Origin of the sequence: uncultured Streptococcus sp., from assembly GCF_963511325.1 — a bacterium.
Lineage (GTDB): Bacteria > Bacillota > Bacilli > Lactobacillales > Streptococcaceae > Streptococcus.
In genome coordinates this window covers 99,904-126,149 of record NZ_CAUPII010000002.1, presented here as the reverse complement: position 1 = coordinate 126,149, position 26,246 = coordinate 99,904, and the positions used below count along the sequence as shown (strand labels likewise).

The window sequence follows — 26,246 nt, the reverse complement described above, 5'->3', positions numbered from 1 at the left end:
ATTCTAATAGTCCTTAGACCTTCTTCTATTATAACAAATCTCCATCACTTAATAAAGCTTTGCGAACTAGGTTAAAGGCATGTAGGACTGCAATTTCTCGGACATCAGCTCGACTTCTGCCTGCGATATTGGCCTGGATAACTTCTGTCCCCGAAGCTTGCGCCAAAGCGATAAAGACTGTACCTGCTGGATGTCCTTCTAGGCTATCTGGTCCAGCCACTCCTGTCAAACTAATTCCAAAATCTGACTGAGTCTTGATTCGTGCCTGTTCAGCCATTTTTTCAGCAGTAAAAGCTGAAACGACTCCGTGTTTTTCCAATTCCGCTTGTGGAATATCAAGCATCTTAGATTTTTCCTCAAGACTATAGGTCACAAAGCCACCTTTAAAGATAGCAGATACACCTGAAAAATCTGCCAAAGTTGCTTGAAAAAGACCCGCAGTCAAGCTTTCTGCTGCAGTGATAGTTTTATTTTGCTTTTTCAACTCTTCTACCACCAGGCTAGCCAAGCTGGTTTCTTCCCCATAGCCATAGCAAATTTCTCGAAGTGAAACACCCTCAAAGGTTTCTCTCTCAAGGATTTTTTGTTCTAGATTATCTAGAACACGATCCGCTTCTTCTTGACTCTTAGCCTTGGTCGATAAGCGAAGGGTCACTTCCCCAGTTTTAGCATAAGGCGCCAAGGTTGGATCCGTCTGCTGGTCAATCAAATCTGATAGAATGGTCACTAGCTGGCTCTCACCAATCCCAAAGAAACGCATGACATGCGAATAGAGCTTAGATCCCGTTGTCAATCTCGGCATCAACTCATTTAAGACCATGGGTTTCAATTCACTTGGAGGTCCTGGTAGGACAACATAGGTGACACCCGCTACCTCAATCATGCCACCGACTGCTAGACCCGTTTCGTTTGGTAATGGGGTTGAATCTTGAACAATCTGAGCTTGGCGCTCATTATTTGGAGTACGAGCATAGTCTGGTCTTTGAGCAAAAAAACGATCTAGTTTAGCCTGAGCTTGAGGATCAAAAACCAAATCTCGTCCCAAAAACTTGGCCACAGTTTGCTTGGTCAAATCATCTTCCGTTGGCCCCAAGCCACCTGTTAAAATAACTAGACTACTGCGATTCTGAGCAATTTCTAACAAGGATAAGAGACGAGCTTTGTTATCTCCTACGGCCGTCTGAAAATAGACATCTACTCCGATTTCAGCCAACTTTTCAGACAAGAATTGCGCATTGGTATTGACAATTTGACCTGTCAAAATCTCTGTTCCAACAGCTATAATTTCTGCTTTCATTTTTTCCTCCTACTTACCTATTCGGATTTCTTTGAAAAAATCGCAGGATAATTCCTACGATTTGATGGATAATTTCTTGTTATTCTGACTCTTCAGAAGATGGTGGCAAGTGGCCAAAAAGATTCTCATACAAGACTATATTGGTCTCCAAATTCGTAACCTCTGGTTGACCGAGCGAACGACGTAAAAGATTTTGCATCTCTAACATATGCTCAGATGTCACGATTTGGTAAGATGTCCCTTGAAGCATTGCATCCTCTCCACGCAATTGTTGAGACTCAATATTCTTAAATGAATCTTGATAACCCATCAACTGAGGAATCGTTGTCGTTGTAATCTCGATATTTGTCTGCATATTGTCACTAAGAGCCTTCAGAATCTCTTGATAGTGACTCACACTGTTCAAACTAAGAATCTTCTCAACAACTTTTTGAATCACTTCACGCTGACGTTTTTGACGACCATAGTCTCCTTCTGGATCCTGATAACGCATACGTGAATAAACAAGGGCCTCTTCACCATTGAGGGTTTGCTCACCGACTCCAATCGAAATCGTATTAAAAGGTTCCTGATCTTGAATAGAAATTGGGAAGCCGAGAGTGTTGTTGACTGTAATTCCACCCACAGCATCAACCATTCTTTGGAGGCCATGCATATTGACCATCACATAACGGTCGATATGGATGTTCATCATCTTTTGAATCGTTGAAATAGACAACTCTGCTCCGCCATCAGCATAGGCAGCATTGAGTTTCGCTTCTCTAACACTACCATCTGGTTGCTGGATTTGTGTGAGAATATCACGCTCCAAACTCATCATAACTGTCTTCTTGGTTTTAGGATTCACTGTCACCAAGATCATTGAATCACTATTACCAGCCCATGGATCTGTACGTTCAACATTCCCTGTGTCCACTCCCATAAGCAAGATCGTCAGAGGTTCGGTCGCTTCAATGACCTTGGTTTCTTCTCCGATTTTTTTATAGGTTTTGGCCAAAGTCTGTGTACTCTGTTGGTAGATCGTATAGGCATAAGCTCCTACACCAAGTACTGTCACAAGAACAAAGCCTAAAAACATTCCGATTATCTTTTTTGCCATACTTTTATTCATCTATCAGTTGACCCATCAGGTAAACATCTAGAAACTCTCCTCCTTCTATACAAGCACCACGTTCCTGTAATCCTTCTATGTTAAAGCCCATTTTTTCATACAGATGCACCGCAGCAAGATTTCTTTTTTGAACTGTCAATTGTAACCGTCGAATACTACCACTTGATTTGGCCCATTCAATAGTTTCTTCCATCAAGATACTACCGAGACCATTTCCCCAGTAAGCTTTTTTTATTCCTAAAAAGACATCTCCAATATGACGGACTCGCGGACGTTGATCAGCTGTTATATTGATGATTCCTACTAACTCATCATTCAAAAAAGCGAGTAGGGTAATTTGATTATCCGACTGGGCCTGCTTATCCAAAAAATGTTGCATCTCAGACTCACTCATTGCAATCCCATTTTCATCCAGACTGGTAAAATTAGACTCTTGACCAATCTGATCCAAGAGAGCAATGACCGCTGAAGCATCCTGGATTTCCGCTTCACGGATTAAAAGATCATACTCCATCCGTCAATCCTTTCAAAAGTTCTGTCGCTCTTTGGCCATGAGCATGAAAGACGATTTCTCGGCCCTCATCTTTTTTAAGGATTTCTAACTCCAGATAATCCGATGGAAGATTTTCCCCCAATAGATGTCCCCACTCAATAGCCGTTACACCTGAACCAAAAAGAAATTCATCCAAGTCGATAGAATCTGCATCACCTTCAATACGATAAACATCTAAGTGATACAAGGGTAGACGTCCTTCATATTCTCTAACAATGGTATAAGTAGGACTCTTAATCATTTGATGAATGCCTAATCCCTTAGCCAGACCCTTTGTTAGCGTTGTTTTCCCAGCACCTAATTCACCAGTCAAAATCAACACATCATTTTTTTCTAACAAGTTCCCTAGCTTTTCCCCAAGTGCAACCAACTCATCTTCATTTTTTGTGTACATGTACTTATTATACCAAAAAGTTTTATTTTGTGATATTTCCATCAACAAAAAAAGAGGAGACTCCCCTCTTTTTTTGTTTTTATCATTAGTTAAGAGCCATACTGATGTAGTTCAAGATGAACAAAGCATCCAAAATCCAAATCATGACATGCACATCTTTCACTTGACCTTTGACAACCTTCGTCAAAGTATAAGTTAAGAAACCAACAGCAATCCCTTGTGTGATTGAGTAGCTGAATCCCATAAAAATAGATGTGAAGAAAGCAGGCACTGCTTCTGACATATCATCCCAAGGGATGTTTTTCAAGTTAGAGAGCATCATGATTCCGACGATAATCAAAATTGGTGCTGTCGCTGCCGAAGGTACAATAGCAAGAAGGGGGCTAAAGAAGCTAGATAGGGCAAAACAGATTGCAACTACTAATGCTGTCAAACCAGTACGTCCACCAGCACCAATACCTGCTGCTGACTCAATATAAGTCGTAACGTTTGAAGTACCTGCAATAGCACCAACAGAAGTCGCCACCAAATCAGAGTAAAGAGCTTTATCCAACTTATCTGACTCATGGTTTTCACCGTTTGTTGCAACGATACCAACTTTTTCACCTGTACCGATAAGAGTACCGATTGTATCAAAAATATCAGTCAATGAGAAGGCAAGAATAGCCATCAAAGTTTCTGGTAAACGAGAAGTATTTGAAATCAAAGATCCCAAACCTTCTGATCCAAGACCTGCACCGAACAAAGTTCCCAAATCGTTAATCGCTGATGAAAGATTGTTGCTTGCAAAATCAATACTAGACAAATCAACAACACCAACTGCAATTGCAAGAACTGTAGTTGTTAAGATAGAAAGGATGATACCACCTTTAATCCCTTTAACAACAAAGAAAATTGTAATGGCAAGACCTGCAAGAGCTACCAAGACAGCTGGAGTGTTGAAGTCTACCAATCCTGGAACAGCTGCTGAGTTTGCAGTAAGTGCTGCTTGAGCCTTATCTGCCCCTTCACCTGCAACTGTATAAGTCCCTGGGTCAATTGAGAATTTCAAAAGACCAGCATTCTTAATCCCGACATAGGCAAGAAATACACCAATACCAGCAGAAATTGCTGAACGAAGCGTCGTAGGAATAGACTCGATAATCATTTTACGAACATTGGTTAATGTGATAATCAAAGAAATGATACCACAAATGAAGACCATACCAAGGGCTTCTTGCCATTTATAGCCCATCCCAAATACAACCGTAAAGGTAAAGAAGGCATTTAGACCCATACCTGGTGCCTGAGCATATGGTAAATTCGCATAGAAGGCCATCATTGAAGTTCCTACAACAGAACCAATGATTGTCGCCAAGAAAACACCTTGAACTGGCATTCCAGTTTGTGAAAGCATTTGAGGGTTTACAAAGAGAATATAACTCATTGCAAAGAATGTTGTTAAACCAGCAAGCACCTCTGTTCGGACATCTGTCCCGTGCTCTTTTAGTTTAAATAGTTTGTCCATTTTTAATCTCCTTTGTCATTTTACGAACAATAGAACCATTATATCATCAATCATTCACCTTTTCAAGGTGTTTTTTTAAAAAATTAAAAAATGCTAGTGAATATTGTTCTCCCTCATTTCGCTTAGAGTCAGCTTTTCTCTCCGCTTTTTGATATAATAGAAAACATCTTATCTGAAACTAGATTCGGGAGGATCTTATGACTAAAAAAATGATTGCCGTCGACTTGGACGGAACCTTACTTAATGGCGAAAGCAAACTATCGGATTTTACCAAGGATACTATCAAACAAATATCTAAAAAGGGCCACCATGTCGTAATTGCAACAGGTCGCCCTTATCGTATGGCTAAAGATTTTTATGATCAGCTTGAACTTGAAACGCCTATGATCAATTTCAATGGTTCACTCACTCACCTGCCTGGTAAGGTTTGGGAGCATGAAAAATGCCTGACTGTTGATAAAAAATATCTCTTAGATATGGTTCAACGAAAAGAGGAAATCGAGGCAGACTTTATCGCTGGTGAATACCGTAAAAAGTTTTACATTACGGCTCCAGACAAGGAGATTGCCGACCCTAGGTTATTTGGTGTTGAAAACTTCAGACCTGAAAATCAATTTAATTCTGAGCTTGTCACCAAGGATCCTAACTGCATTTTATTGCAGACTCGCGCAAGTGACAAATATGCCCTAGCAGAAGAGATGAATCAGTTTTACAAGCACCAACTAAATATTAACACTTGGGGTGGTCCTTTAAACATCCTCGAATGTACACCTAAAGGTGTTCACAAGGCCTTTGCTCTTGAATACCTCCTCAATGTCATGAATGTGGATAGAAAAAACTTGATCGCCTTTGGCGACGAACACAATGACCAAGAGATGCTTTCCTTTGCAGGCACAGGATATGCTATGAAAAATGCTAATCCTGCTCTACTTCCTTTCGCTGACCAACAGTTGCCACTAACCAACGAGGAAGATGGGGTTGCTCACTTTTTACAGGAATTTTTCCTTTAACTTCATCCAATCTATACTTTTAGGGTAGAATTTAGCTACCTTACAAGTATGGATTTTTTTAATTACCAGAAATTGATGGAAGAAAAAAGGACTTGAATCTGTTTTATTTAGATTCAAATCCCTAAAATGATATTTATTTATTTCTTTAACACGATACGGTCTGAAATCTCACGATCCATATCATCAATGATAATCTGGTTTTCTTCTGCTACATAAACCTTAATATCGTCTCCAACAAAGACTCGCTGGTTTTCTGGTTCGAAGGTTACCTTTTTAATTTTCTGATCACCATCAGGCTCTACTTCCGTCCATGTTCCAGTATTTCCAGTAACGACCAAGGTAATGGTGTCGCCATCATCTTGTCCCGTATAGGTTCCATCAATATTAGTTACTGAACTAGCTGTTGAACTAGAAGCAGATGTTTCCGATTTCTGACTAATGCTCGCTTCTGCACTAGTACTTGCTTGAGAGGAAGGAGTTGACTGCGCTTTTGGGGAGCAAGCAACTAAGAGACTAAGACTTGCCAAAGCAGCAAGAGAAAGTGTGAATTTTTTTAGTGATATAATGTCTCCTTTCTTTTAACAACTATGAAGTAGCATAATACTGCTGAGCCATTTCACCTCTACTATATCAAATAAAGGAAACAAGGTCTATCAAGCAACTATGTTTTTATAAGGTAGGCACGAACTTCAGATATAAAATAGAGGGAACCTGTAACAAACAATAAATCTTTCTCGCCTGCAGAACTATCAAAATTATCTATAAAATCTCGATAGGAAGCAACTCTATGATAGCCACTCAAATCCTGCTCCTCCAAAGACCCCTGATAGTCAAAACTCGTCACATAGAGAGCTGTATCAGGTAAATGATCTGTCAGATAACCAAGCATGCCACTGTAATCTTTACGCTTTAATGCTCCAAAAAGGATTTGAGGTTGATAACCTTGCTGAATTTTTTGCTGGATAAATTCAACTAACCGCTCCAAGGCTGGTAGATTGTGGGCACCATCTAGATAAATGTGCTCCGTAACAGCTTCTAGACGCCCAGCCCAACTGGTTGTTTTCAGAGCACACCGGACAACTTCCTCATCGACCTTTTCACCTCTCTGATTCATAAACAATAGAAAAGCCTGCAAGGCAAGAGCTGCATTTTCCTCCTGATAGGCCCCTTCCAAACCTAGTTTTAGTTGGTTCAGATTCGCAAGAGAAGAAGAAAAATGACCATTCTTGAAAGAAAAATCTCGATCAGCTTGGTAGAGAGTCACATCCAAATCATGAGCAGTTCTTTGACAAACGAGCTGGGCTTCCGGTGCTAGATTGGCAATAAGAGCTGACTTGCCTGGCTTAAAAATCCCTGCTTTCTGCTCAGCAATAGCTGCTAAACTATTGCCCAAAGTCTCCTGATGATCGAGGCCGATGGACGTGATAACAGCAATCTCTCCAGTTGCCACATTAGTGGTATCAAGCAGTCCACCAATTCCAACTTCCAGCAAAACCAGATCCACTTCTTGCTCCCTAAAATAGAGTAGAGCAATCAAGGTCAGCAACTCAAAAAAAGATAGCTGATCGTGGGTTTCTAGAAGTCTTTGCTCCATTTCCTTAACTTGATTTGCTAAACGGATAAAGTCTGCATCCGATATGGGTTGACCATTGATACAAATCCGATCATGGATGCTAACAATGTGAGGCGAAGTAAAGGTCCCCACCTTCTTACCATGAGAAATAAAGAGCTCTCTCATAAATGCAATGGTTGAACCCTTTCCATTTGTCCCTGTCACATGGATAATAGGATAGGCTTGCTCAGGGTTCCCCAGTAAATCTACTGCCCTCTGCATCCGCCCCAAACCTGATCTGAAATTCAAACCGATTCGACTATGAAGCCATTTTTCTACTTCAAACACGCTTAATCTCCTTAATCCTTAACAAAAAAGCGAAGATTCTCTTCGCTTTTTACTTCATTAGCTAGTATTTAATTCTAGTGTGGGAGAAAAATGTCCCCCGGACGTTCCAACTCTCTCCAGTTTCTAGGAGTTGGGCTAAAAACGTTCCACGAACTCGCCAGCTCTCTCTTAATTCAAGGAGCTGGGCTGATACAGTCTCCCAGACTACCTGCGTTTCCAATTTCTAGCGCAGGGGTAAAAACATCCCCCGGACGTTTTTACTCCTCCATAAAGCTGTTGAAGACTTCTTCAATCATGTTCCATTCATCTTCTGAATCTTCAGGGATTGGTTGCAATTCGCCTTCTGTTCCATCTTCATTTTCGATGAATGAGTAAGCTTGGATTTCAACTTCTCCGTTTTCATCTTCTTCTGCATTAACTGGTACAAGAAGGACATAGTTTTTACCAAATTCTTCTTTTCCGTCAATGGTCAAAAGGATTTCAAACAAAGTTTCGTTTCCTTGCTCATCTACTAGTGTAATTAATTCACGTTCTTCGTGGTCGTGGTTATGATCGTGTGACATAGCCTCTCCTTTATATTAAAATTTTCTATCTAAATAATTTTGTAAAATCAGCTGAGCTGCTAACTTATCAATGACTTTCTTTCGCTTATTGCGACTAATATCTGCTTGCTCAATCAACATACGCTCAGCGGCAACCGTAGTCAAGCGTTCATCTTGATAATCTACCGGTAAGCCAAAGAGCTCTACCAACTTCTCGCCATATGCCTGGCTAGCTTCCACCCGTGGGCCACTTGTGTTGTTCATGTTTTTAGGCAAACCGACAACAAACTGCTCCACTTTATAGGCTTCAACCAATTCTTTGAGACGTTCAAAACCAAACTGACCTTGTTCTTCATTGATTTGGATGATTTCAAGCCCTTGAGCCGTAAACCCAAGTGGATCACTAATCGCTACCCCTACCGTTTTTGAACCAACGTCCAATCCCATAATTCTCATAGATTATAGATCGACTCCTTGTCCTTTAAGGTAGTAGCGAACCAGTTCTTCAACGATTTCATCTCGCTCATACTTACGGATTTGATTTCGTGCATTGTTATAACGAGGAACGTAAGCTGGGTCTCCACTGAGAACATAGCCCACAATCTGGTTAATAGGGTTATAGCCCTTTTCATTCAAAGAAGCATAGACATCTGTCAATGTTTCACTGATTTCTTTTTTATTGGAATCGTCCAATTTAAAACGTACGGTTTCTTCAGTAAATCCCATTCTAACACCCTCTTTCCTTAGAATAGTACTATTATAGCACATTCGCGGTCGTTCTACAAATCACACAGTCTGATTCTGCTGATTTTCTCTGACTTTTTACTGGACTGTTGCCCCATTTGCAACACGATTAGCAATATAGTCCTCTGGTTCGTTTTTCAATAGATTTTCCAGTCCAACATTCTTCAAGTATTCGTTTTCACTGGCTTTTTTAATATCCATCGTTTGGAAATCATAGCTAGTTTTGGTTTCCATTTCTTTCTCATTTAAAAGAGTCGTTTCGATGGTAAAGCCTGAAATTTTTCGAGCTGCTTGCACAGACTCATCCTTGTCCTCAGCTTCTTTAAGAGCTTTTTTAGCTTCATCTAATCCTCGTTCAGAAATATAAGTTTTTAAATCTTCTGATACAGGACGTTTTTGCTGAATAGTCAAACTCAAAAATTGATTGCCTTTGTAGGTAATGATTTGAGTTTGCTGTGCTCCACTCTCATCAGCTGGCAAAACCAAGGTCTTTGTAACAACTGTATTCTTGGTTGCATTTTCTAATACGGGCAAGGTAGACTGTAGAGCTTCTTGAGAACTCTCAGTAGTTGAAGCTGCTGTTTCTTTTTTCTGACCACATCCAACGAGCAAAAATAGTGCTGCGAATGTTCCAATGACTAACTTTTTCATAAATCCTCACATGTTATCCAATTTGTACTCAATGAAAATCAAAGAGCAAACTAGGAAGCTAGCCGCAGGCTGTACTTGAGTACGGCAAGGTGAAGCTGACGTGGTTTGAATTTGATTTTCGAAGAGTATTAAATATTAGAGAAGGCCAGGAGTCACTCCCAGCCTTGATGTTTTATAGAGCCGCACGTAAACGCGCTTCTGCATTTTCCACATTACGGACAGAGCGTGGCAAGAAGGCACGGATATCGTCTTCTTTATAACCGACTTGCAGACGTTTTTCATCTACAAGAATCGGACTTTTCAAGATGCGAGGTGTTTCCATAATCAGGTTGAGCACTTCATTGACACTCAAATCTTCGATATCAACACCAAGGGCCTTTGCATAACGATTTTTCGATGATACGATACTTGCAATTCCATTATCTGTTTTTGTCAAAATATCAAGTAGTTCTTCTCTCGTGATTCCTTCCTTACCGAGGTTTTGTTCTTTATAACTTAACTGGTGGGCATTGAGCCAGGTCTTCGCTTTTTTACAGCTAGTACAACTTGAGACTGTATAAATTTTGATCATGTACCTACCCCTTTCGCTACATGTTACTATCAGTTTAGACTATTATACCATAAAAAACATCGGACTTGCGACCTATTTTTAAAAAATTTTAACTTTTTTGGCAATTTTTAAACTTTTTTCTTGACAAAACACGAACTATAACCATTCTTTATACTTCTTAATGTAAAATTTCTTAATAACTGTAACGCTAAACATATACAAGAAAATAATACAGATTAAGAACAAGAAGTAAGGAACTCCTAAGGGTGCTAGACGAAGAATATTTACCAGTGGTCCATAAGGTAGACTGGTTACGAAAAAGGCTGCAACCAGAGTCATCAAAATCACAAGCCAAGCTGGTCTGCTTTGTAGAAAAGGAACTTTTGCTGTACGAAGCATATGGATAACCATGGTTTGAGACCACATCGATTCGATGAACCATCCTGTTTGGAACAAGATAATAAACTGAAGGGCAGATTCAGATCCGTGAACATAATGATGACCTGTCACCAAAGGAACAATGATAAAGTAGAGGAAGATAAAGGTCAAAATATCAAAGACAGATGAGATTGGTCCCATCCAAACCATAAATCGCGTAATGGATTTTGCTTCCCATGTATGGGGTTGTTTGAGGAAATCTTGATCCACATTATCAAATGGCAATGCCACACAAGATAAATCGTAGACTAGGTTTAGGACAATGAGATGAACAGGAGCCATTGGTAAAAATGGTAAGAAGATACTCGCAACAAGGAGTGAGAAGATATTCCCAAAGTTTGAACTAACGGTCATCTTGATGTACTTGGTCATGTTGGCGTAGACCTTACGGCCCTCAATAATACCCGTTTCCAGAACCATGAGATCCTTGTCTAGCAAAATAACATCCGCTGTTTCCTTAGCGATATCGACTGCTGTATCTACAGAAATTCCAACATCAGCCACCTTCATGGATGGAGCGTCGTTGATCCCATCTCCCATATAACCAACACCGTGACCATTTTTCTTTAACTGTAGAATAATTCGAGCTTTTTGATCAGGAGACAATTTAGCAAATACTGTTACACTTTCAACCGCTTCTGCCAATTCTTGGTCTGTCATTTGGTCAATGTCAGCCCCTAAGAGCATATGTTCAACATCCAAACCAACCTTTTCACAAATAGCTTGAGTTACTTTTTCGTTATCCCCAGTTAAAATTTTTGTTTTGACACCATGCTCAAGTAAAGCCTGAATAGCTGGTGCTGCAGATGGTTTTGGCGGATCCAAGAAGGCAAGGTACCCCGTAAGGATCATGTCACTTTCATCAGTCACAGCATAGGCATAATCTTCACGTAGACCTGACTTGTAACCAACACCTAAAACACGCAAACCTTGACGGTTTAATTGACCAACTTCTGCTAATACTTCTTGGCGAATGTCTTCGGTTAGGGGAATGATTTCTCCGCGATATTCCACATGAGTCGAAATGATCAACATTTCTTCTAAAGCGCCTTTGGTAACCATACTAACGACATTGCTGTCGTCTTTGACGATGACACTCATGCGTCTGCGTTCAAAGTCAAAAGGCAGTTCATCAATCTTTTGGAAGATTTTATCCAAATCTTGTAGAATAACGTGTTCTTTAGCTTCTTTTTCAGTTCTACTGATGATGGCACGGTCCATCAAGTTTTTCAAACCTGTTTGAAAATGTGAATTTAGATAAGCTCTTCTTAAGACCGCCATATCCAAATCACCATGAATATCCAAGGGATATTCTAAAACAATCTCATCTTGCGTTAGAGTTCCAGTTTTATCCGTACAAAGGATATCGATTGCTCCTAAGTCTTGGATAGCATTGAGTTTTTTGATGACTACCTTTTCCTTGGCCATAATAATGGAACCTTTTGCTAAGCTGGCTGTAATAATCATCGGAAGCATTTCTGGTGTCAGTCCGACACCCACGCTCAAGGCAAATACTCCAGCCTCTAGCCAGTCTCCATCGGTCAATCCATTTGCGAAAAATACGATTGGGACCATGACAAGCATCAAGCGGATCAAGAGCCAAGAAATGCTATTCATTTCACGTTCAAAAGAAGTTGGCTCATCATAGGTGTTGAGAGTTTGCTCGATGGCTCCCATCATGGTGTCATCCCCAACTGCTAGGACCATAGCTGTAGCACTTCCTGAGATAACGTTTGTCCCCATGAATGCCAAAGATTCTGCTTCTAAGAGGCTATCTACATTTTGACTAGTCGCTTTATTTAAAGCAAGCTTTTCGACTGCATCACTTTCTCCAGTCAAACCTGACTGTTGAACGAAAAAGTCACGGGATTCAAATAAGATGACATCTGCTGGAATCATATCTCCAGCGCTCAATTTCACGAGGTCTCCCACAACCAACTCATCGATGGGTAACTCTTGTTCAAGACCATCGCGAATAACGGTTGCAGTGTTGACAATCATTTTTGAAAGATTGGTTGTCGCCTTGTCACTCCGCAACTCTTGGACAAAACGAATACCTCCTGAAATCAAAACCAAGACAACGATAATGATAGAAGTCGTTGGATCCTCTTGACCAGGTTTGGCAAGCCAGACGTTTGTAACGAGAGAGATAAAGGCAATTACAAGCAAAATGATTGTGAAAGGATTGATAATGGACTCATAAATCTTTTTAAAGATAGAATCCTCTTGACCCTTGGTGATGGTGTTTTCACCATATAGATCGCGGTTTTCTTGAACTTGTTCTGAATCTAAACCTTTTAGACTTGTATGGTAAAAAGCTAGACTTTCTTTGAATGGAGTTTGAATAGCTGTTGCTAGTCTTTCTTTTGTAGTTTTCATTGATTTCTCCTATCTGTATGAATGGTAATTTCATACACAGGGACCAATCACTTTATAAGGACAGAACGACACAAATCAGCGATTGGCTGTGTATGTGCGGTTCTGGATGATCGTCAATTTGCATCGTTTGTCTCCCTTCTTTGTTCTAAAACAGCAGAAAGTCCTGCCATAAAATGGCAGGACTAAAAAACTTATGATCTGTTTTCGTTCAAGCTTTAACTCCATAGGGCGATGTAATGAGCTTAGTCTTGACCTTCGCGACCAGGACTGTTGACCAACGAGTAGTGTCTCCACTGCTTTGCGGTAGTCATCCGTATCCCTATGGTAGCCTCACCTACCGTCTTCGCCTTTCAGTATAAACCTTTAAAATATAAAAGTCAACGATTTATCTCATTTTTCTTAGATTACGATTAATTCTTTTGGAGCAAGGGTTAATAACTCACAACCGGTATCTGTAATGAGGATATCATCTTCGATACGAACCCCGTATTTACCTTCAATATAAATACCCGGTTCATCAGTCAAGACCATACCAGTTTTGATAACTTCTTTGGAAGTTTGGCTAAAGTAAGGTTCTTCGTGGATATCAAGTCCGATACCGTGCCCGATACCGTGTGTAAAGTATTGTCCATAGCCTGCCTCCACAATGATATCACGAGGAATTTTGTCAAAGTCACGGAAACCTAAGCCAGCCTTAGCTTGGTCAATCAATGCTTGGTTAGCCTTCAAAACAGTGTTGTAAATTTCTGCTTGTTCGTCGCTGACATGGCCTAGGTAGATAGTTCTTGTCATGTCACTCACATAATGCTCGTAAAGGCACCCAAAGTCCATAGTGATAGCTTCGCCTAGTTCTACTGGCTTATGCATAGGATGAGCGTGGGGTTTAGAAGAGTTGATGCCACTCGCTAAGATTGTGTCAAAAGACAAACCTGCCGCTCCTAATTCACGCATACGGAAATCAAGGAAGTTGGCAATTTCAATCTCTGTCTTACCAGGCTTGATAAATTCAAGCGCGTCGTGGAAAGCTTGGTCTGAGATTGAACAAGCCTTGCGAATAGTCGCAATCTCTGTCTCGTCCTTTATCATACGAAGCGCTTCAACAAACTGTGTCTGAGGAATTAATTCCAAACCTTCAAAAGCGGCTTGCATGCGGTGGTAATAAGAAACCGAGATTTCATCCTCAAACCCGATACGAGAAAGGCCCATTTCTTTTGCAATCTTTGCAATAACAGCCAACTCATCACGATCAGCAAAAATCTCAAAACCGGTAACTTCTTGCTTAGCAGCGATGATATAGCGGGCATCTGTCACCAATACCTGACGGTCACGACTGATAAAGACCGTTCCATTTGAACCCCAAAATCCTGTCAAATAGTAGACATTTTTAAGGTTGTTGATAATGATTCCATCTAATTCTTTTTCTTGCATTTTATCTAAAAATGCTTGTACACGTTTATTCATGATGTAACTTTCCTTTCAAATACTGTCCTGTGTAGCTGGCTTCATTGGCCGCTACTTCTTCTGGAGTTCCTGTTGCGATGATGGTTCCACCACCGACACCACCTTCAGGCCCCAAGTCAATAATATGGTCTGCTGTCTTGATAACGTCTAAATTGTGCTCAATGACGAGAACTGTATTGCCATCGTCTACAAAGCGAGCCAAGACTGTAAGCAAGCGAGCGATATCCTCTGTATGGAGTCCTGTCGTCGGCTCATCCAGAATGTAGAAAGATTTTCCTGTCGATCGTTTGTGAAGTTCACTAGCCAACTTCATACGCTGGGCTTCTCCCCCAGAAAGAGTGGTAGCAGGTTGCCCCAAGGTCACATAACCAAGTCCCACATCCTTGATAGTCTGAAGTTTGCGTTGAATTTTCGGAATATGTTGGAAGAACTCCACCGCATCATTAACAGTCATATCCAAGACTTGCGAAATATTCTTTTCCTTGTAATGAACTTCAAGCGTTTCACTGTTGTAGCGAGTTCCGTGGCAGACTTCACAAGCCACATAAACATCTGGCAAGAAGTGCATCTCAATCTTGATAATCCCGTCACCTGAGCAGGCCTCACAGCGACCACCCTTAACATTGAAACTGAAACGCCCTTTCTTATAACCACGAATCTTGGCCTCATTTGTCTGAGCAAAGAGGTCTCGAATGTCATCAAAGACACCTGTATAGGTTGCAGGATTGGACCTTGGTGTTCTTCCAATAGGACTCTGGTCAATATCAATCAGACGATCGATATGCTCAATCCCTGAGATAGTCTTAAACTTTCCAGGCTTGTCTGAATTGCGATTGAGTTTTTGAGCAATGGCTTTTTTGAGGATGCTGTTAATCAAGGTAGATTTCCCAGAACCTGACACACCCGTCACCGCAATGAATTTCCCGAGTGGGAAACGAGCGGTGATATTTTGCAAGTTATTCTCACGCGCCCCAGTCACCTCGATAAAGCGACCGTTTCCAACGCGGCGTTCTGACGGCACTGGAATGGCACGTTTTCCTGATAGATACTGTCCTGTAATTGACTTACTGTTGCGAGCCACCTGCTTAGGCGTTCCTGCTGCTACAATCTCTCCACCAAAGACCCCTGCACCAGGGCCGACATCTATCAAATAATCCGCCTCACGCATGGTATCTTCATCATGTTCTACTACGATCAAGGTGTTCCCCAAGTCACGCATCTTTTTCAGACTGGCAATCAGACGGTCATTGTCCCTCTGGTGAAGACCGATGGACGGCTCGTCTAGGATATAAAGCACTCCTGAGAGATTGGAACCAATCTGAGTCGCCAAGCGAATACGCTGGCTCTCCCCACCTGATAGGGTTCCTGCTGAACGAGAAAGGGTCAGATAGTTGAGACCCACATTATTGAGGAAGGTCAAGCGGTCTTTGATTTCCTTAAGAATTGGACGAGCAATAATGGCTTCATTTTTTGATAGAGCCAACCGATCAATAGCCTCCAAATGGTCTGCGATGGAGAGGTCTGAAATTTCTCCGATATGAGGTCCTTTCTCTCCTCCTACACGAACAGATAAGGCTTGGTCATTGAGACGATAACCATGACAAGTGCCACAAGTTAGCTCATTCATATAAAGACGCATTTGTGTACGGGTGTAGTCACTATTGGTTTCATGGTAACGTCGCTTAATATTCCCTATAACACCTTCAAAAGGAATGTCGATGTCGCGAACTCCGCCGAATTCATTTTCATAGTGGAAATGGAACTCTTTACCATCTGAACCATAGAAAATGAGATGTTTCTCCCCCTCAGACAAGTCCTCAAAAGGCGTATCCATGTCCACTCCAAAGGCTGTCATGGCTTGCTCCAGCATATTTGGATAATAGTTAGAAGAGATAGGATTCCAAGGTGCTAAAGCTCCCTCACGAAGGGTTTTACTAGCATCAGGCACTACTAAGTCCCTATCAACCTCTAGCTTGATCCCCAAACCATCACACTCACTACAAGAGCCAAAAGGTGCATTGAAGGAGAAGAGACGAGGTTCTAGCTCTGGAACCGTAAAGCCACAAACTGGACAGGCATAGTGTTCTGAAAAAAGCAACTCTGAATCATCCATAGTATCGATGACCACATAACCTTCTGCGATACGAAGGGCTGCTTCGATGGAATCAAAGAGACGACTACGGATACCATCCTTGATAATGATACGGTCTACCACCACGTCAATGTTGTGTTGTTTATTCTTTTCAAGTTCAGGAACTTCAGTCACGTCGTAGACAACTCCATCGACACGGACACGGACGTAACCATCCTTTTGAATTTTTTCAATCAACGTCTTGTGCTGCCCTTTTTTCTTACGAATAACAGGAGCCAAAATCTGCAGACGCTGGCGTTCTGGCAATTCCAAAACCTTATCCACAATCTGCTCTACAGACGAAGCCTTGATAGCTCCGTGCCCATTGATACAGTAGGGTGTTCCTACACGTGCATAGAGAAGACGTAGATAATCGTTGATTTCCGTCGTTGTTCCAACCGTCGAACGAGGATTTTTACTGGTCGTTTTCTGGTCAATGGAAATGGCAGGGCTGAGACCATCAATGGCATCTACATCAGGCTTTTCCATATTGCCCAAGAACTGACGAGCATAGGCTGACAGACTTTCAACGTAGCGACGTTGCCCTTCTGCATAAAGGGTATCAAAGGCTAAACTAGACTTTCCTGATCCAGATAGTCCCGTCACCACAACTAGCTTGTCACGCGGAATTTCCACATCTATATTTTTTAAATTATGGGCGCGTGCCCCATGGATGACAATCTTATCTTGCATATTACTTCTTTCTAGTTCATTGTTGCTTTCCATTATACCAAAAAAAGTGAAATTCTATTACCAAAAAAGCCGATTTTATAGTATAATAGTACGGTGTCAAAAATCACTGTAACACGGATTAGATTAGGAAAGGATAGGAGATATGAAGCAAGTCTTTCTCTCAACTACAACTGAATTTAAAGAGATTGATACGCTCCAGCCGGGCACTTGGATCAATCTCGTCAATCCTACTCAAAGCGAATCGATGGAAATCGCCTCGGCCTTTGATATTGATATCGCCGACCTCCGTGCACCGCTCGATGCGGAAGAGATGTCACGTATCACCATCGAAGATGAGTACACCTTGATTATCGTAGACGTCCCAATCACAGAGGAAAGAAATAATCAGACCTACTACGTGACTATTCCCTTGGGGATTATCATCACAGAAGAGGCTATCATCACTACCTGCTTGGAGCCTCTCCCACTTCTTGATGTCTTTATCAATCGTAGGCTTCGAAATTTCTATACTTTCATGCGTTCGCGCTTCATCTTCCAGATTCTCTACCGTAATGCTGAGATTTACCTAACTGCCCTCCGTTCGATTGAACGTAAGAGTGAGCAGATTGAGAGTCAACTTCACAAATCTACTCGAAACGAAGAATTGATTGAACTCATGGAGTTGGAAAAGACTATCGTCTACTTCAAAGCTTCACTTAAGACAAATGAGCGCGTGATTAAAAAATTGACCAGCGCAACTAGCAATATCAAGAAATATCTCGAAGACGAAGACTTACTGGAAGATACCTTGATTGAAACGCAACAGGCCATCGAGATGGCGGACATCTATGGAAACGTCCTTCACTCTATGACAGAGACCTTTGCTTCTATCATTTCAAATAACCAGAACAATATCATGAAAACCTTGGCACTTGTGACTATCGTTATGTCCATCCCGACCATGATTTTCTCAGCCTACGGAATGAACTTTAAGGATAATGAAATTCCTTTAAACGGAGAACCGCATGCTTTCTGGCTCATCGTCTTTATCGCCTTTGCTATGAGTGTTTCTCTCACTCTTTACCTCATCCATAAAAAATGGTTCTAAACAGGAGTTATTATGTCACAGATTGATTTAAAAGAATTAACCAAGAAAAACCAAGAATTTATCCACATTGCAACCCAGCAATTTCTCAAGGATGGAAAAACTGACGCCGAAATCAAGGCTATCCTTGAAGAAGTCATCCCTCACATCCTTGAAGAACAACCAAAAGGTGTGACTGCTCGCTCTATCTACGGAGCACCAACTCACTGGGCTCACAGCTTCAGCGAAAAAGAGCAATATGAAAAAGAACATCCAAAGGAAAACGACGATCCAAAATTGATGATGTTGGATTCAGCCCTTTTCATTACAGGACTGTTTGCAGTAGTTAGTGCCTTGATGAGCTTCTTCTCAAACCAACCCGTTGCCTACGGATTGGTGACACTTATCAGTGTAGGAGCCTTTGGTGGAGTTGCCTTCTACCTTCTCTATCACTTTATTTACCGTTACTACGGACCAGATACCGACCGCAGCCAACGCCCTCCATTCTGGAAATCACTTTTAGTTATGTTAGCGACTATGTTTGCTTGGGTCTTCATCCTCTTCTTGAGTAACTTCCTTCCACAAGCCATCAACATCAGCTTACCACCACTTGTTTTATTGGTGATTGGAGGAGCTCTCCTTGCCCTACGTTTCTACCTCAAAAAACGCTTCAACATCAAGAGCGCAAGTGCAGGACCAGCTAGATATTAAGATAAACAATAAAAGTAGTGTGTTTTGCAGACAGACTACTTTTATTATGGTTCCAAAGTATTTTTTGATTCTCCAAAGAAAAGTAGCTACATTTTCTAAAAACGTTCTAATGTAACGGCTCCCCTTAAAATCCCTATGTTTTATCCTTGAATTCAAGTTGTTTTTCTGTTATGATAATAAAGTAATAAGGAGAAATATATATGACTAAACAGAGAATTAATCAAATTGTCGGTTCAATTGGTGCCTTTATCGGAATTATTGTATTTATAGCCTACATCCCCCAAATTTTTGCCAATTTACAAGGAAATAAAGCTCAACCTTTCCAACCGTTATCAGCAGCAGTCTCTTGCTTAATCTGGGTCATTTACGGATGGACAAAAGAACCTAAGAAAGACTGGATTCTAATCATTCCAAATTCGGCCGGGGTTGTCCTTGGAGGACTGACCTTCCTTACTGCTCTATAAGAATGCAACTACTATAAAAAGCAACCACATCGAGCGGTTGCTTTTTTGCTTACTTTCTTGATTTAAAAGCCTTTTTCTGATTCTAATTCTTGTTGTTTCCCCTCTTCTTTTGTGATACAATAGCATCAATTCATTTCTAGGAGGATGAGATATGGTTTCTACTATTGGTATTGTTAGTTTGTCTAGTGGCATTATCGGAGAAGACTTTGTCAAACACGAAGTGGACTTGGGTATTCAACGTCTCAAGGATCTAGGACTCAATCCTATCTTTTTACCCCATTCGCTAAAAGGCTTAGACTTTATCAAGGACCATCCTGAAGCACGTGCAGAGGATTTGATTCAGGCCTTTTCTGATGATAGCATCGACATGATCCTATGCGCCATCGGTGGAGACGATACCTATCGTTTATTACCCTATCTTTTTGAAAATGACCAACTAGAAAAAGTTATCAAACAAAAGATTTTTCTTGGCTTCTCGGATACGACCATGAACCATCTAATGTTGCATAAACTAGGAATTAAGACTTTTTACGGCCAATCATTTCTAGCAGACATTTGTGAGTTAGACAAAGAAATGTTGCCATATAGCTGCCACTACTTTAAAGAATTGATTGAGACTGGAAAAATCTCAGAAATTCGCCCCAGTAACGTTTGGTATGAGGAACGGACTGATTTTAGTCCCAAAGCCTTGGGAACACCTCGTGTCAGTCATACAAATACTGGTTTTGACTTGTTGCAAGGAAGTGCTCAGTTTGAGGGAGAAATTCTCGGCGGTTGTCTTGAATCTCTTTATGATATCTTTGACAACTCTCGATACGCAGATAGCACAGACCTCTGCCAAAAATACAAACTTTTCCCTGACTTATCCGACTGGGAAGGAAAGATTTTATTGCTAGAAACAAGTGAAGAAAAGCCTGAACCTGACGACTTCAAAAAGATGTTGCGGACTTTAAAGGAAACTGGTATATTCGAGGTCATCAGAGGACTCTTGGTCGGGAAACCTATGGATGAAACTTTCTATGACGACTATAAAGAGGCACTATTGGATATCATTGATAGCAATATCCCGATTGTCTATAATCTAAATGTTGGTCATGCAACTCCAAGAGCAATTGTCCCCTTCGGAGTCCACGCCCATGTAGACGCAATGGAGCAAGTCATTCGCTTTGACTATAACAAAGAAAGCTGAGATGAATTTCTCAGCTTTTTTCAGTATCGTTATTAGCATTTTCATCACATACTACCGATGGCTAAAATAATAAAGGAGAGGCTATTGCCTAACATGTGAACAAGTAGGGGATAGTAGACATTCTCCTTTTCTTTCACATAAATAATAGAAAAGGCAAGGCCACCACCTAGGTATCCGACTGCACCGACCCACTCTGATAAACTTAAATTATGCATATGAGTCAGTGCAAAGATAAATCCTACCAGAAGAATGCTTAACCAACTTGGCAGACTTTTCTGCAAGTGATGCAATAAGAGCTGACGGAAAAAGAGTTCTTCCACCAAAGGTCCAATGATGCAGGCGAAAACTGCTATCAGTATTGGTTGCTCTTGAAAGGTGCTTTGAATATTCGACTGATTTAGACCTTGTTCGACCAGCCCAAAAAACTGCCTCAACAACTCTGATACAAATCCAAAGGCAACAGTCATCAGAATGAGAAAGAGCCATCCTGTTAAGACACCAAAGAAGAATTTTCTTTTAGCCTTTCTAATCTCTTCCCACTTTTGGAGCAATAGGGACTTAAATAAGAAGCAACCATACACAAACATGATGGTATAGACTAAATATGTCCCTGCAGAAGAAGATAATGGAGCATCAAATACTCGTATACCATCAAACACAAAGAGAATGGTATATAGGAGCCCAAAAATCAGAACTCTCTTATATTTGTTAGACATTATTTAATTCCCCTTCCATTCACAATCATTCTCATGGTCATCAACTAGCCCTGCAGCTTGTAGAAAGGATAAAACAGCGACTGGTCCTGTGAACTTGAAGCCACGTTTTTTGAATTCTTTGGATAATTTTTCAGATAGAGCTGTTTTGGCAGGCGCCTGGCTGTAGTCAGGTACATCATTCACAATCGTCTTCCCACCGACAAAAGACCAAAGATAAGCATCAAAAGTTCCGAATTCTGCCTGAACTTGTAGAAAAGCCTGAGCGTTGGCTCGCGTCGCAAATATCTTGGCACGATTGCGGATGATGGCTGGATTATCCATCAAAGCTTCCAATTCTTCATCAGTCAGGTCCGCAACAGCTTGAACTTGATAGCCATGAAAGGCTTCTCGGAAGGCTTGGCGTTTATTGAGTACCGTTTCCCAAGATAAGCCTGCCTGATAAGTCTCCATACAGAGCAACTCAAAAAGCGCTCGGTCATCATGGAGGGCCTGCCCCCATTCCTCATCGTGGTAGGCTACATATAGAGGGTTGTTCATTTTGACCCAGCCACAACGTTTTGGCATAGGAACCTCCTATTTGACCAACATCTTAAGGGCAGATTTGATGTAGTTTTCAGCTGTATCAGTCGTTCCTTCGAAGAATTTCTTGATTTTCTTAAGCTCAGCCGCCTTGTAACCCAAGGCCAACATGGCCTCCATTGCTTCTTCCAGTTCTTGGTTTTCAGCGCTGGTTTGCACTGCCACCTTAGCAGGAAGGTCGTCACCGGCCACAACCACCTTACCTTCTAAGTCCAAGACCATCTGTTGGGCTGTTTTCTTCCCGATTTTAGGGAACTTGGTCAGGTAGGTTATATTCTTGGTCTCGATGGCTTGAACGAGCCCTGCATTGTCATCAGCTGCAATAATGGCAAGAGCAGAAACAGGGCCAATGCCCGACACCGAAATCAAGCTGAGAAAGAGTTTTTTCTCGTCCTCTGAACGAAAGCCGTAAAGCAGGTGAGCATCTTCACGAACGACTTGATGCACATAGATTTGCGCTTCTTGGTTGACTTGTCCTGAGTAAGCATAGGGGTTAGCCACGTGCAAAATGTAGCCGATGCCGTTTGCTTCTAGGACGATGTATTTAGCAGTAATTTTGGTAATGATACCTTTTAGATATTCGTACATAATTTTCCCTTCAATTTATACTCAATGAAAATCAAAGAGTAAACTAGGAAGCTAACCGTAGGCATAACTTTAAGTTAGACAAGGTAAGGCTGACGCAGTTTAAAGAGATTTTCGAAGAGTATTAGTATTTGCCTAGTTCTCGTAGGCTAGTGTGATTTTCTTGAATACGACGGAACATCTTTTCCATATCTGACTTGGTAAAGTGGACCAAAACAGGGCGTCCGTGCGGACAGTTATATGGGTTGTCACATTGAGAGAGCTGATAGAGGAGCTGTCTAGCTGAGTAGTCATCGATACGGTGGTTGGCCTTGATAGACCGCTTGCAGGACATCATAATGGCCAACTCTGCCCGGTATTTCTTGATAGAAACTTCCTTGGTCAAAAGGAGCATGTCGCACATCTCATAGATGCCTGATTCAATCTCTTCTTCTGCCATCCAAATAGGATGTTCACGTAAGATGAATTGATTTTCCCCGTACTCTGCTAGAAAGACACCCACTTCCTCCAAAAGTGCCATTCGTTCCTTGAGACGCAGAGCATCATCCGCTGGAAATTCAAAGATGTAGGGCACTAGGAGTTGCTGCTGGCTCTGGTCAACATTGCCAATGCTTTCACGGTACTCCTCGTACTTGACCCGTTCCTGCGCCGCATGTTGGTCTATGATGTAGAGCCCATCTCGCCCTTGGGCAAAGAGATAGGTTCCATGCATTTGCCCGAAAAATTCCAACTCTGGAAAGCTTGAAGATTCTTCTCGCTCCAGCTTATCATAGGCTTTATCCAGACTGGCTAAATCTAGCTCTGGATGGTCTAGTTGGTCATAAATAGCAGGCTTTCTCTCTGCAAAATGCAGTTTGCTAGGCTTAGTCAGCTGCTCCAAGGTTTCCTTGGCAAATAGGGTTAAATCCTGTCCTTCCTCAGTCAATTCCACCTGATAATCAGCTACTTCAGCTTGACTAGGTCTTGTCGGATCTGTTTTCTCATAGTAGAGCGTATTTTCTCTCAGCGGCAAAGTCGTTTGCTCTACTTTTTCACGATTACGAACAGTAGATTTGGCAAGATTTTCCAGAGCATCTGGAATCAAGGTCTGCTCTTTGAGACTTTTTGCGATAGCTTCTGAGACCAGCGCCATCAGCTCTCTTTCCTTGGAAATCCGAACTTCTTGCTTAGTTGGGTGTACATTGACATCCGCCAGATAAGGATCGATATGAATGTGAATAACGGCTAGTGGAAAACGCCCCACCATGAGCTTACTGCCGTAGCCATCTAAAATGGCACGATTGAGCAAGAAGTTTTTGATATAACGGCCATTGATAAAAAGACTGATATAGTTGCGATTAGCCCGTGTCAATTCAGGCAATGAAACAAAACCTGAAATTTCAAAATCTAGGTCCGAATTCTCAATTTCAACCATCTTTTTGGCACTGGCTAAACCATAAATCCCAGCAATGGCTTGGCGCAGTTGACCCGTACCAGCTGTTCGTGTCATCTCCTTGCCATCACTAATCAGGCTAAAGGAAATCTCAGGATGGGCCAAGCCTAGACGATTGACGATATCAATGATATGAGACAACTCTGCCTGCTGGCTCTTCATATACTTGAGACGAGCTGGTGTGTTGAAAAAGAGATCCTCCACACAAACCTTGGTCCCAACAGGGCTGGTCGCTGGGATGATTTCTTCTACTTCTCCCCCACGAGCAACTAACTTGGTCCCGTGACTTGCACCCTCTACTGCAGTCAAAAGAGTCAGTACACTAACAGAAGCGATAGAAGGCAAGGCTTCACCACGGAAACCGAGGGTCCGAATCCGAAAGAGATCCGCTTGATTCTTAATCTTACTGGTAGCATGACGGCGGAGAGCCAACTCTACCTCATCGTGGGCAATCCCGTGACCATTATCTGTGATTTGGATTTTCTTAAGACCAGCTTCTTCAATCTCAACGATAATCTGGCTTGAGCCAGCGTCGATAGCATTTTCAACCAACTCTTTAACTACACTGGCAGGACGTTCGATCACTTCTCCTGCTGCAATCTGGTTGGCCAAGACTTCTGGCAATTCAATAATATGAGACATCTTTCAGCCCCTTTCTTAACGATTTTTATCTATTTCTCTGAAAATAAGCTAGTGCTATTATACCATATTTCACCTGTTTCCAAAAAAAGTCCAGGTAGCAACTTTCTTCCCGATTTTACTAGGTTATTTACCAAGTTTGTGATACAATAGGTAGAAACAATATTTTTAAAAAGGAGAAAAGACACATGCACATTTTTGATGAGCTAAAAGAGCGTGGTTTGATTTTTCAAACGACTGATGAAGAAGCTTTGCGTAAAGCCCTAGAAGAAGGTCAAGTTTCTTATTATACTGGCTACGATCCAACTGCTGACAGCCTTCACCTAGGCCACCTTGTCGCAATCTTGACAAGTCGTCGCTTGCAGCTAGCAGGTCACAAACCTTATGCGCTCGTTGGCGGTGCTACAGGTCTCATCGGAGATCCGTCCTTCAAAGATGCTGAACGTAGTCTCCAAACAAAAGACACAGTAGATGGCTGGGTCAAGTCTATCCAAGGACAACTTTCTCGTTTTCTTGACTTTGAAAATGGCGAAAATAAAGCTGTCATGGTCAACAACTACGACTGGTTTGGCAGCATCAGCTTCATTGACTTCCTCCGTGACGTCGGAAAATACTTTACTGTCAACTACATGATGAGCAAGGAATCTGTGAAGAAACGGATTGAAACAGGAATTTCTTACACTGAATTTGCCTACCAAATCATGCAAGGTTACGACTTCTTCGTTCTTAACCAAGACCATAACGTAACGCTTCAAATCGGTGGTTCTGACCAGTGGGGAAATATGACAGCTGGTACTGAATTGCTTCGTCGTAAGGCTGACAAGACTGGTCACGTTATCACTGTTCCATTGATTACAGATGCAACTGGTAAGAAATTTGGTAAATCAGAAGGAAACGCAGTCTGGCTCAATCCTGAAAAGACTTCTCCATACGAAATGTACCAATTCTGGATGAATGTTATGGACGCTGACGCTGTTCGATTCTTGAAAATCTTTACTTTCTTGACACTTGATGAGATTGAAGACATCCGCAAACAATTTGAAGCAGCACCACACGAACGCTTGGCTCAAAAAGTCTTGGCTCGTGAAGTCGTGACTCTTGTCCACGGAGAAGAAGCCTACAAAGAAGCCCTTAACATCACTGAACAACTCTTTGCTGGAAATATTAAGAACCTTTCAGTTAAAGAACTCAAACAAGGACTTCGTGGAGTGCCAAACTACCAAGTACAGGCAGACGAAAATCACAACATCGTTGAACTTCTCGTATCTTCTGGCGTGGTTAACTCAAAACGCCAAGCCCGTGAAGATGTTCAAAACGGTGCCATCTACGTCAACGGCGACCGCATCCAAGACCTTGACTATGTCTTGAGTGACGCAGATAAGTTAGAGAACGAACTCACTGTTATCCGACGTGGGAAGAAAAAATATTTTGTATTGACTTACTAAACTGTTCAACATTTACCTATAAAAAAAGGAGTTAACCTCGAGAAAGGTAACTCCTTTTTGTT

The 26,246-nt window shown here is 41.6% G+C and carries 26 protein-coding genes and 1 riboswitch; of the genes, 7 read left to right on the top strand and 19 right to left on the bottom strand.

Annotated features, from left to right (window positions below; all coding sequences use genetic code 11):
• Positions 1-28: 28 nt before the first annotated feature.
• The 5 genes from RQ973_RS01365 to RQ973_RS01345 form a co-directional block, all read right to left on the bottom strand.
• Positions 29-1,297: a competence/damage-inducible protein A gene (locus RQ973_RS01365; protein WP_311522507.1), complete on the bottom strand. Its 1,269-nt coding sequence runs from the start codon at positions 1,295-1,297 to the stop codon at positions 29-31.
• Positions 1,298-1,376: 79 nt separating this feature from the next.
• On the bottom strand, positions 1,377-2,396 hold the full coding sequence (gene brpA, locus RQ973_RS01360) for a biofilm formation/cell division transcriptional regulator BrpA (protein ID WP_311522506.1): 1,020 nt from the start codon (positions 2,394-2,396) through the stop codon (positions 1,377-1,379).
• A 4-nt stretch (positions 2,397-2,400) separates the two neighbouring features.
• Complete coding sequence (locus RQ973_RS01355) at positions 2,401-2,922, bottom strand: GNAT family N-acetyltransferase (RefSeq protein ID WP_311522505.1); 522 nt, start codon at positions 2,920-2,922, stop codon at positions 2,401-2,403.
• Positions 2,912-3,355: a tRNA (adenosine(37)-N6)-threonylcarbamoyltransferase complex ATPase subunit type 1 TsaE gene (gene tsaE / locus RQ973_RS01350; RefSeq protein ID WP_281335276.1), complete on the bottom strand. Its 444-nt coding sequence runs from the start codon at positions 3,353-3,355 to the stop codon at positions 2,912-2,914. The genes RQ973_RS01355 and tsaE overlap by 11 nt, the downstream gene beginning before the upstream one ends.
• An 85-nt stretch (positions 3,356-3,440) precedes the next feature.
• Complete coding sequence (locus tag RQ973_RS01345; RefSeq protein WP_311522504.1) at positions 3,441-4,862, bottom strand: NCS2 family permease; 1,422 nt, start codon at positions 4,860-4,862, stop codon at positions 3,441-3,443.
• A 197-nt stretch (positions 4,863-5,059) separates the two neighbouring features.
• On the opposite strand from RQ973_RS01345, the gene RQ973_RS01340 reads away from it, so the two are divergent.
• Positions 5,060-5,872, top strand: coding sequence for a Cof-type HAD-IIB family hydrolase (locus RQ973_RS01340; RefSeq protein ID WP_311522503.1), 813 nt, complete (start codon positions 5,060-5,062; stop codon positions 5,870-5,872).
• A gap of 137 nt (positions 5,873-6,009) precedes the next feature.
• Here RQ973_RS01340 and RQ973_RS01335 read toward each other — a convergent pair whose 3' ends face one another.
• The 8 genes from RQ973_RS01335 to mgtA all read right to left on the bottom strand — a co-directional run bounded on the left by RQ973_RS01335 (position 6,010) and on the right by mgtA (position 13,076).
• Positions 6,010-6,435: an SP_0198 family lipoprotein gene (locus RQ973_RS01335; protein ID WP_311522519.1), complete on the bottom strand. Its 426-nt coding sequence runs from the start codon at positions 6,433-6,435 to the stop codon at positions 6,010-6,012.
• A gap of 98 nt (positions 6,436-6,533) precedes the next feature.
• A complete protein-coding gene (locus RQ973_RS01330; RefSeq protein WP_311522502.1) occupies positions 6,534-7,772 on the bottom strand; it encodes a folylpolyglutamate synthase/dihydrofolate synthase family protein in 1,239 nt (412 codons plus the stop codon).
• A 257-nt stretch (positions 7,773-8,029) separates the two neighbouring features.
• Complete coding sequence (locus tag RQ973_RS01325; protein ID WP_000017624.1) at positions 8,030-8,335, bottom strand: DUF1292 domain-containing protein; 306 nt, start codon at positions 8,333-8,335, stop codon at positions 8,030-8,032.
• 15 nt (positions 8,336-8,350) lie between these two features.
• Positions 8,351-8,770, bottom strand: a complete 420-nt coding sequence (gene ruvX / locus RQ973_RS01320; RefSeq protein ID WP_311522501.1) for a Holliday junction resolvase RuvX — start codon at positions 8,768-8,770, stop codon at positions 8,351-8,353.
• 3 nt (positions 8,771-8,773) lie between these two features.
• On the bottom strand, positions 8,774-9,040 hold the full coding sequence (locus RQ973_RS01315; protein ID WP_000507060.1) for an IreB family regulatory phosphoprotein: 267 nt from the start codon (positions 9,038-9,040) through the stop codon (positions 8,774-8,776).
• Positions 9,041-9,136: 96 nt separating this feature from the next.
• A complete protein-coding gene (locus tag RQ973_RS01310) occupies positions 9,137-9,709 on the bottom strand; it encodes an SP0191 family lipoprotein (RefSeq protein WP_075229630.1) in 573 nt (190 codons plus the stop codon).
• 172 nt (positions 9,710-9,881) lie between these two features.
• A complete protein-coding gene (gene spx / locus RQ973_RS01305; protein ID WP_000591165.1) occupies positions 9,882-10,280 on the bottom strand; it encodes a transcriptional regulator Spx in 399 nt (132 codons plus the stop codon).
• Between the two features lie 135 nt (positions 10,281-10,415).
• Positions 10,416-13,076 carry a magnesium-translocating P-type ATPase gene (gene mgtA, locus RQ973_RS01300; protein WP_311522500.1) on the bottom strand — a complete coding sequence of 887 codons (2,661 nt, stop codon included), beginning with the start codon at positions 13,074-13,076 and terminating at the stop codon, positions 10,416-10,418.
• A 21-nt stretch (positions 13,077-13,097) separates the two neighbouring features.
• On the opposite strand from mgtA, the gene RQ973_RS01295 reads away from it, so the two are divergent.
• Positions 13,098-13,262 carry a hypothetical protein gene (locus RQ973_RS01295; protein WP_311522499.1) on the top strand — a complete coding sequence of 55 codons (165 nt, stop codon included), beginning with the start codon at positions 13,098-13,100 and terminating at the stop codon, positions 13,260-13,262.
• Between the two features lie 6 nt (positions 13,263-13,268).
• Positions 13,269-13,422, bottom strand: a riboswitch (M-box (ykoK) riboswitch).
• A 53-nt stretch (positions 13,423-13,475) separates the two neighbouring features.
• Here the strand turns inward: RQ973_RS01295 and RQ973_RS01290 are convergent.
• Together RQ973_RS01290 and uvrA are read right to left on the bottom strand one after the other, a co-directional pair.
• Positions 13,476-14,537, bottom strand: a complete 1,062-nt coding sequence (locus RQ973_RS01290) for a Xaa-Pro peptidase family protein (RefSeq protein ID WP_311519724.1) — start codon at positions 14,535-14,537, stop codon at positions 13,476-13,478.
• Positions 14,530-17,361, bottom strand: a complete 2,832-nt coding sequence (gene uvrA, locus RQ973_RS01285; RefSeq protein WP_311522498.1) for an excinuclease ABC subunit UvrA — start codon at positions 17,359-17,361, stop codon at positions 14,530-14,532. Before uvrA ends, RQ973_RS01290 begins: the two co-directional genes overlap by 8 nt.
• A 142-nt stretch (positions 17,362-17,503) precedes the next feature.
• On the opposite strand from uvrA, the gene RQ973_RS01280 reads away from it, so the two are divergent.
• The 4 genes from RQ973_RS01280 (at position 17,504) to RQ973_RS01265 (ending at position 20,788) form a co-directional block, all read left to right on the top strand.
• The gene (locus RQ973_RS01280) at positions 17,504-18,448 is read left to right on the top strand and encodes a magnesium transporter CorA family protein (protein ID WP_000815631.1); all 945 of its coding nucleotides are present in this window, start codon (positions 17,504-17,506) and stop codon (positions 18,446-18,448) included.
• Between the two features lie 12 nt (positions 18,449-18,460).
• Positions 18,461-19,135: a DUF1129 domain-containing protein gene (locus tag RQ973_RS01275; RefSeq protein ID WP_006146142.1), complete on the top strand. Its 675-nt coding sequence runs from the start codon at positions 18,461-18,463 to the stop codon at positions 19,133-19,135.
• Positions 19,136-19,335: 200 nt separating this feature from the next.
• Positions 19,336-19,599, top strand: coding sequence for a SemiSWEET family transporter (locus RQ973_RS01270; RefSeq protein ID WP_049496815.1), 264 nt, complete (start codon positions 19,336-19,338; stop codon positions 19,597-19,599).
• Between the two features lie 151 nt (positions 19,600-19,750).
• Positions 19,751-20,788 carry an LD-carboxypeptidase gene (locus RQ973_RS01265; protein WP_311522497.1) on the top strand — a complete coding sequence of 346 codons (1,038 nt, stop codon included), beginning with the start codon at positions 19,751-19,753 and terminating at the stop codon, positions 20,786-20,788.
• A gap of 44 nt (positions 20,789-20,832) precedes the next feature.
• Here RQ973_RS01265 and RQ973_RS01260 read toward each other — a convergent pair whose 3' ends face one another.
• The 4 genes from RQ973_RS01260 to mutL all read right to left on the bottom strand — a co-directional run bounded on the left by RQ973_RS01260 (position 20,833) and on the right by mutL (position 24,742).
• Positions 20,833-21,504 (bottom strand): type II CAAX endopeptidase family protein, encoded by a 672-nt coding sequence (locus RQ973_RS01260; RefSeq protein ID WP_311522496.1) that lies wholly within the window; start codon positions 21,502-21,504, stop codon positions 20,833-20,835.
• Between the two features lie 3 nt (positions 21,505-21,507).
• Positions 21,508-22,068, bottom strand: coding sequence for a DNA-3-methyladenine glycosylase I (locus RQ973_RS01255; RefSeq protein WP_311522495.1), 561 nt, complete (start codon positions 22,066-22,068; stop codon positions 21,508-21,510).
• Between the two features lie 9 nt (positions 22,069-22,077).
• Positions 22,078-22,671: a Holliday junction branch migration protein RuvA gene (gene ruvA, locus RQ973_RS01250; RefSeq protein WP_311522494.1), complete on the bottom strand. Its 594-nt coding sequence runs from the start codon at positions 22,669-22,671 to the stop codon at positions 22,078-22,080.
• A 121-nt stretch (positions 22,672-22,792) separates the two neighbouring features.
• Positions 22,793-24,742 carry a DNA mismatch repair endonuclease MutL gene (gene mutL, locus RQ973_RS01245; protein WP_311522493.1) on the bottom strand — a complete coding sequence of 650 codons (1,950 nt, stop codon included), beginning with the start codon at positions 24,740-24,742 and terminating at the stop codon, positions 22,793-22,795.
• A gap of 185 nt (positions 24,743-24,927) precedes the next feature.
• On the opposite strand from mutL, the gene tyrS reads away from it, so the two are divergent.
• Positions 24,928-26,184: a tyrosine--tRNA ligase gene (gene tyrS, locus RQ973_RS01240; RefSeq protein WP_311522492.1), complete on the top strand. Its 1,257-nt coding sequence runs from the start codon at positions 24,928-24,930 to the stop codon at positions 26,182-26,184.
• Positions 26,185-26,246: the final 62 nt, after the last annotated feature.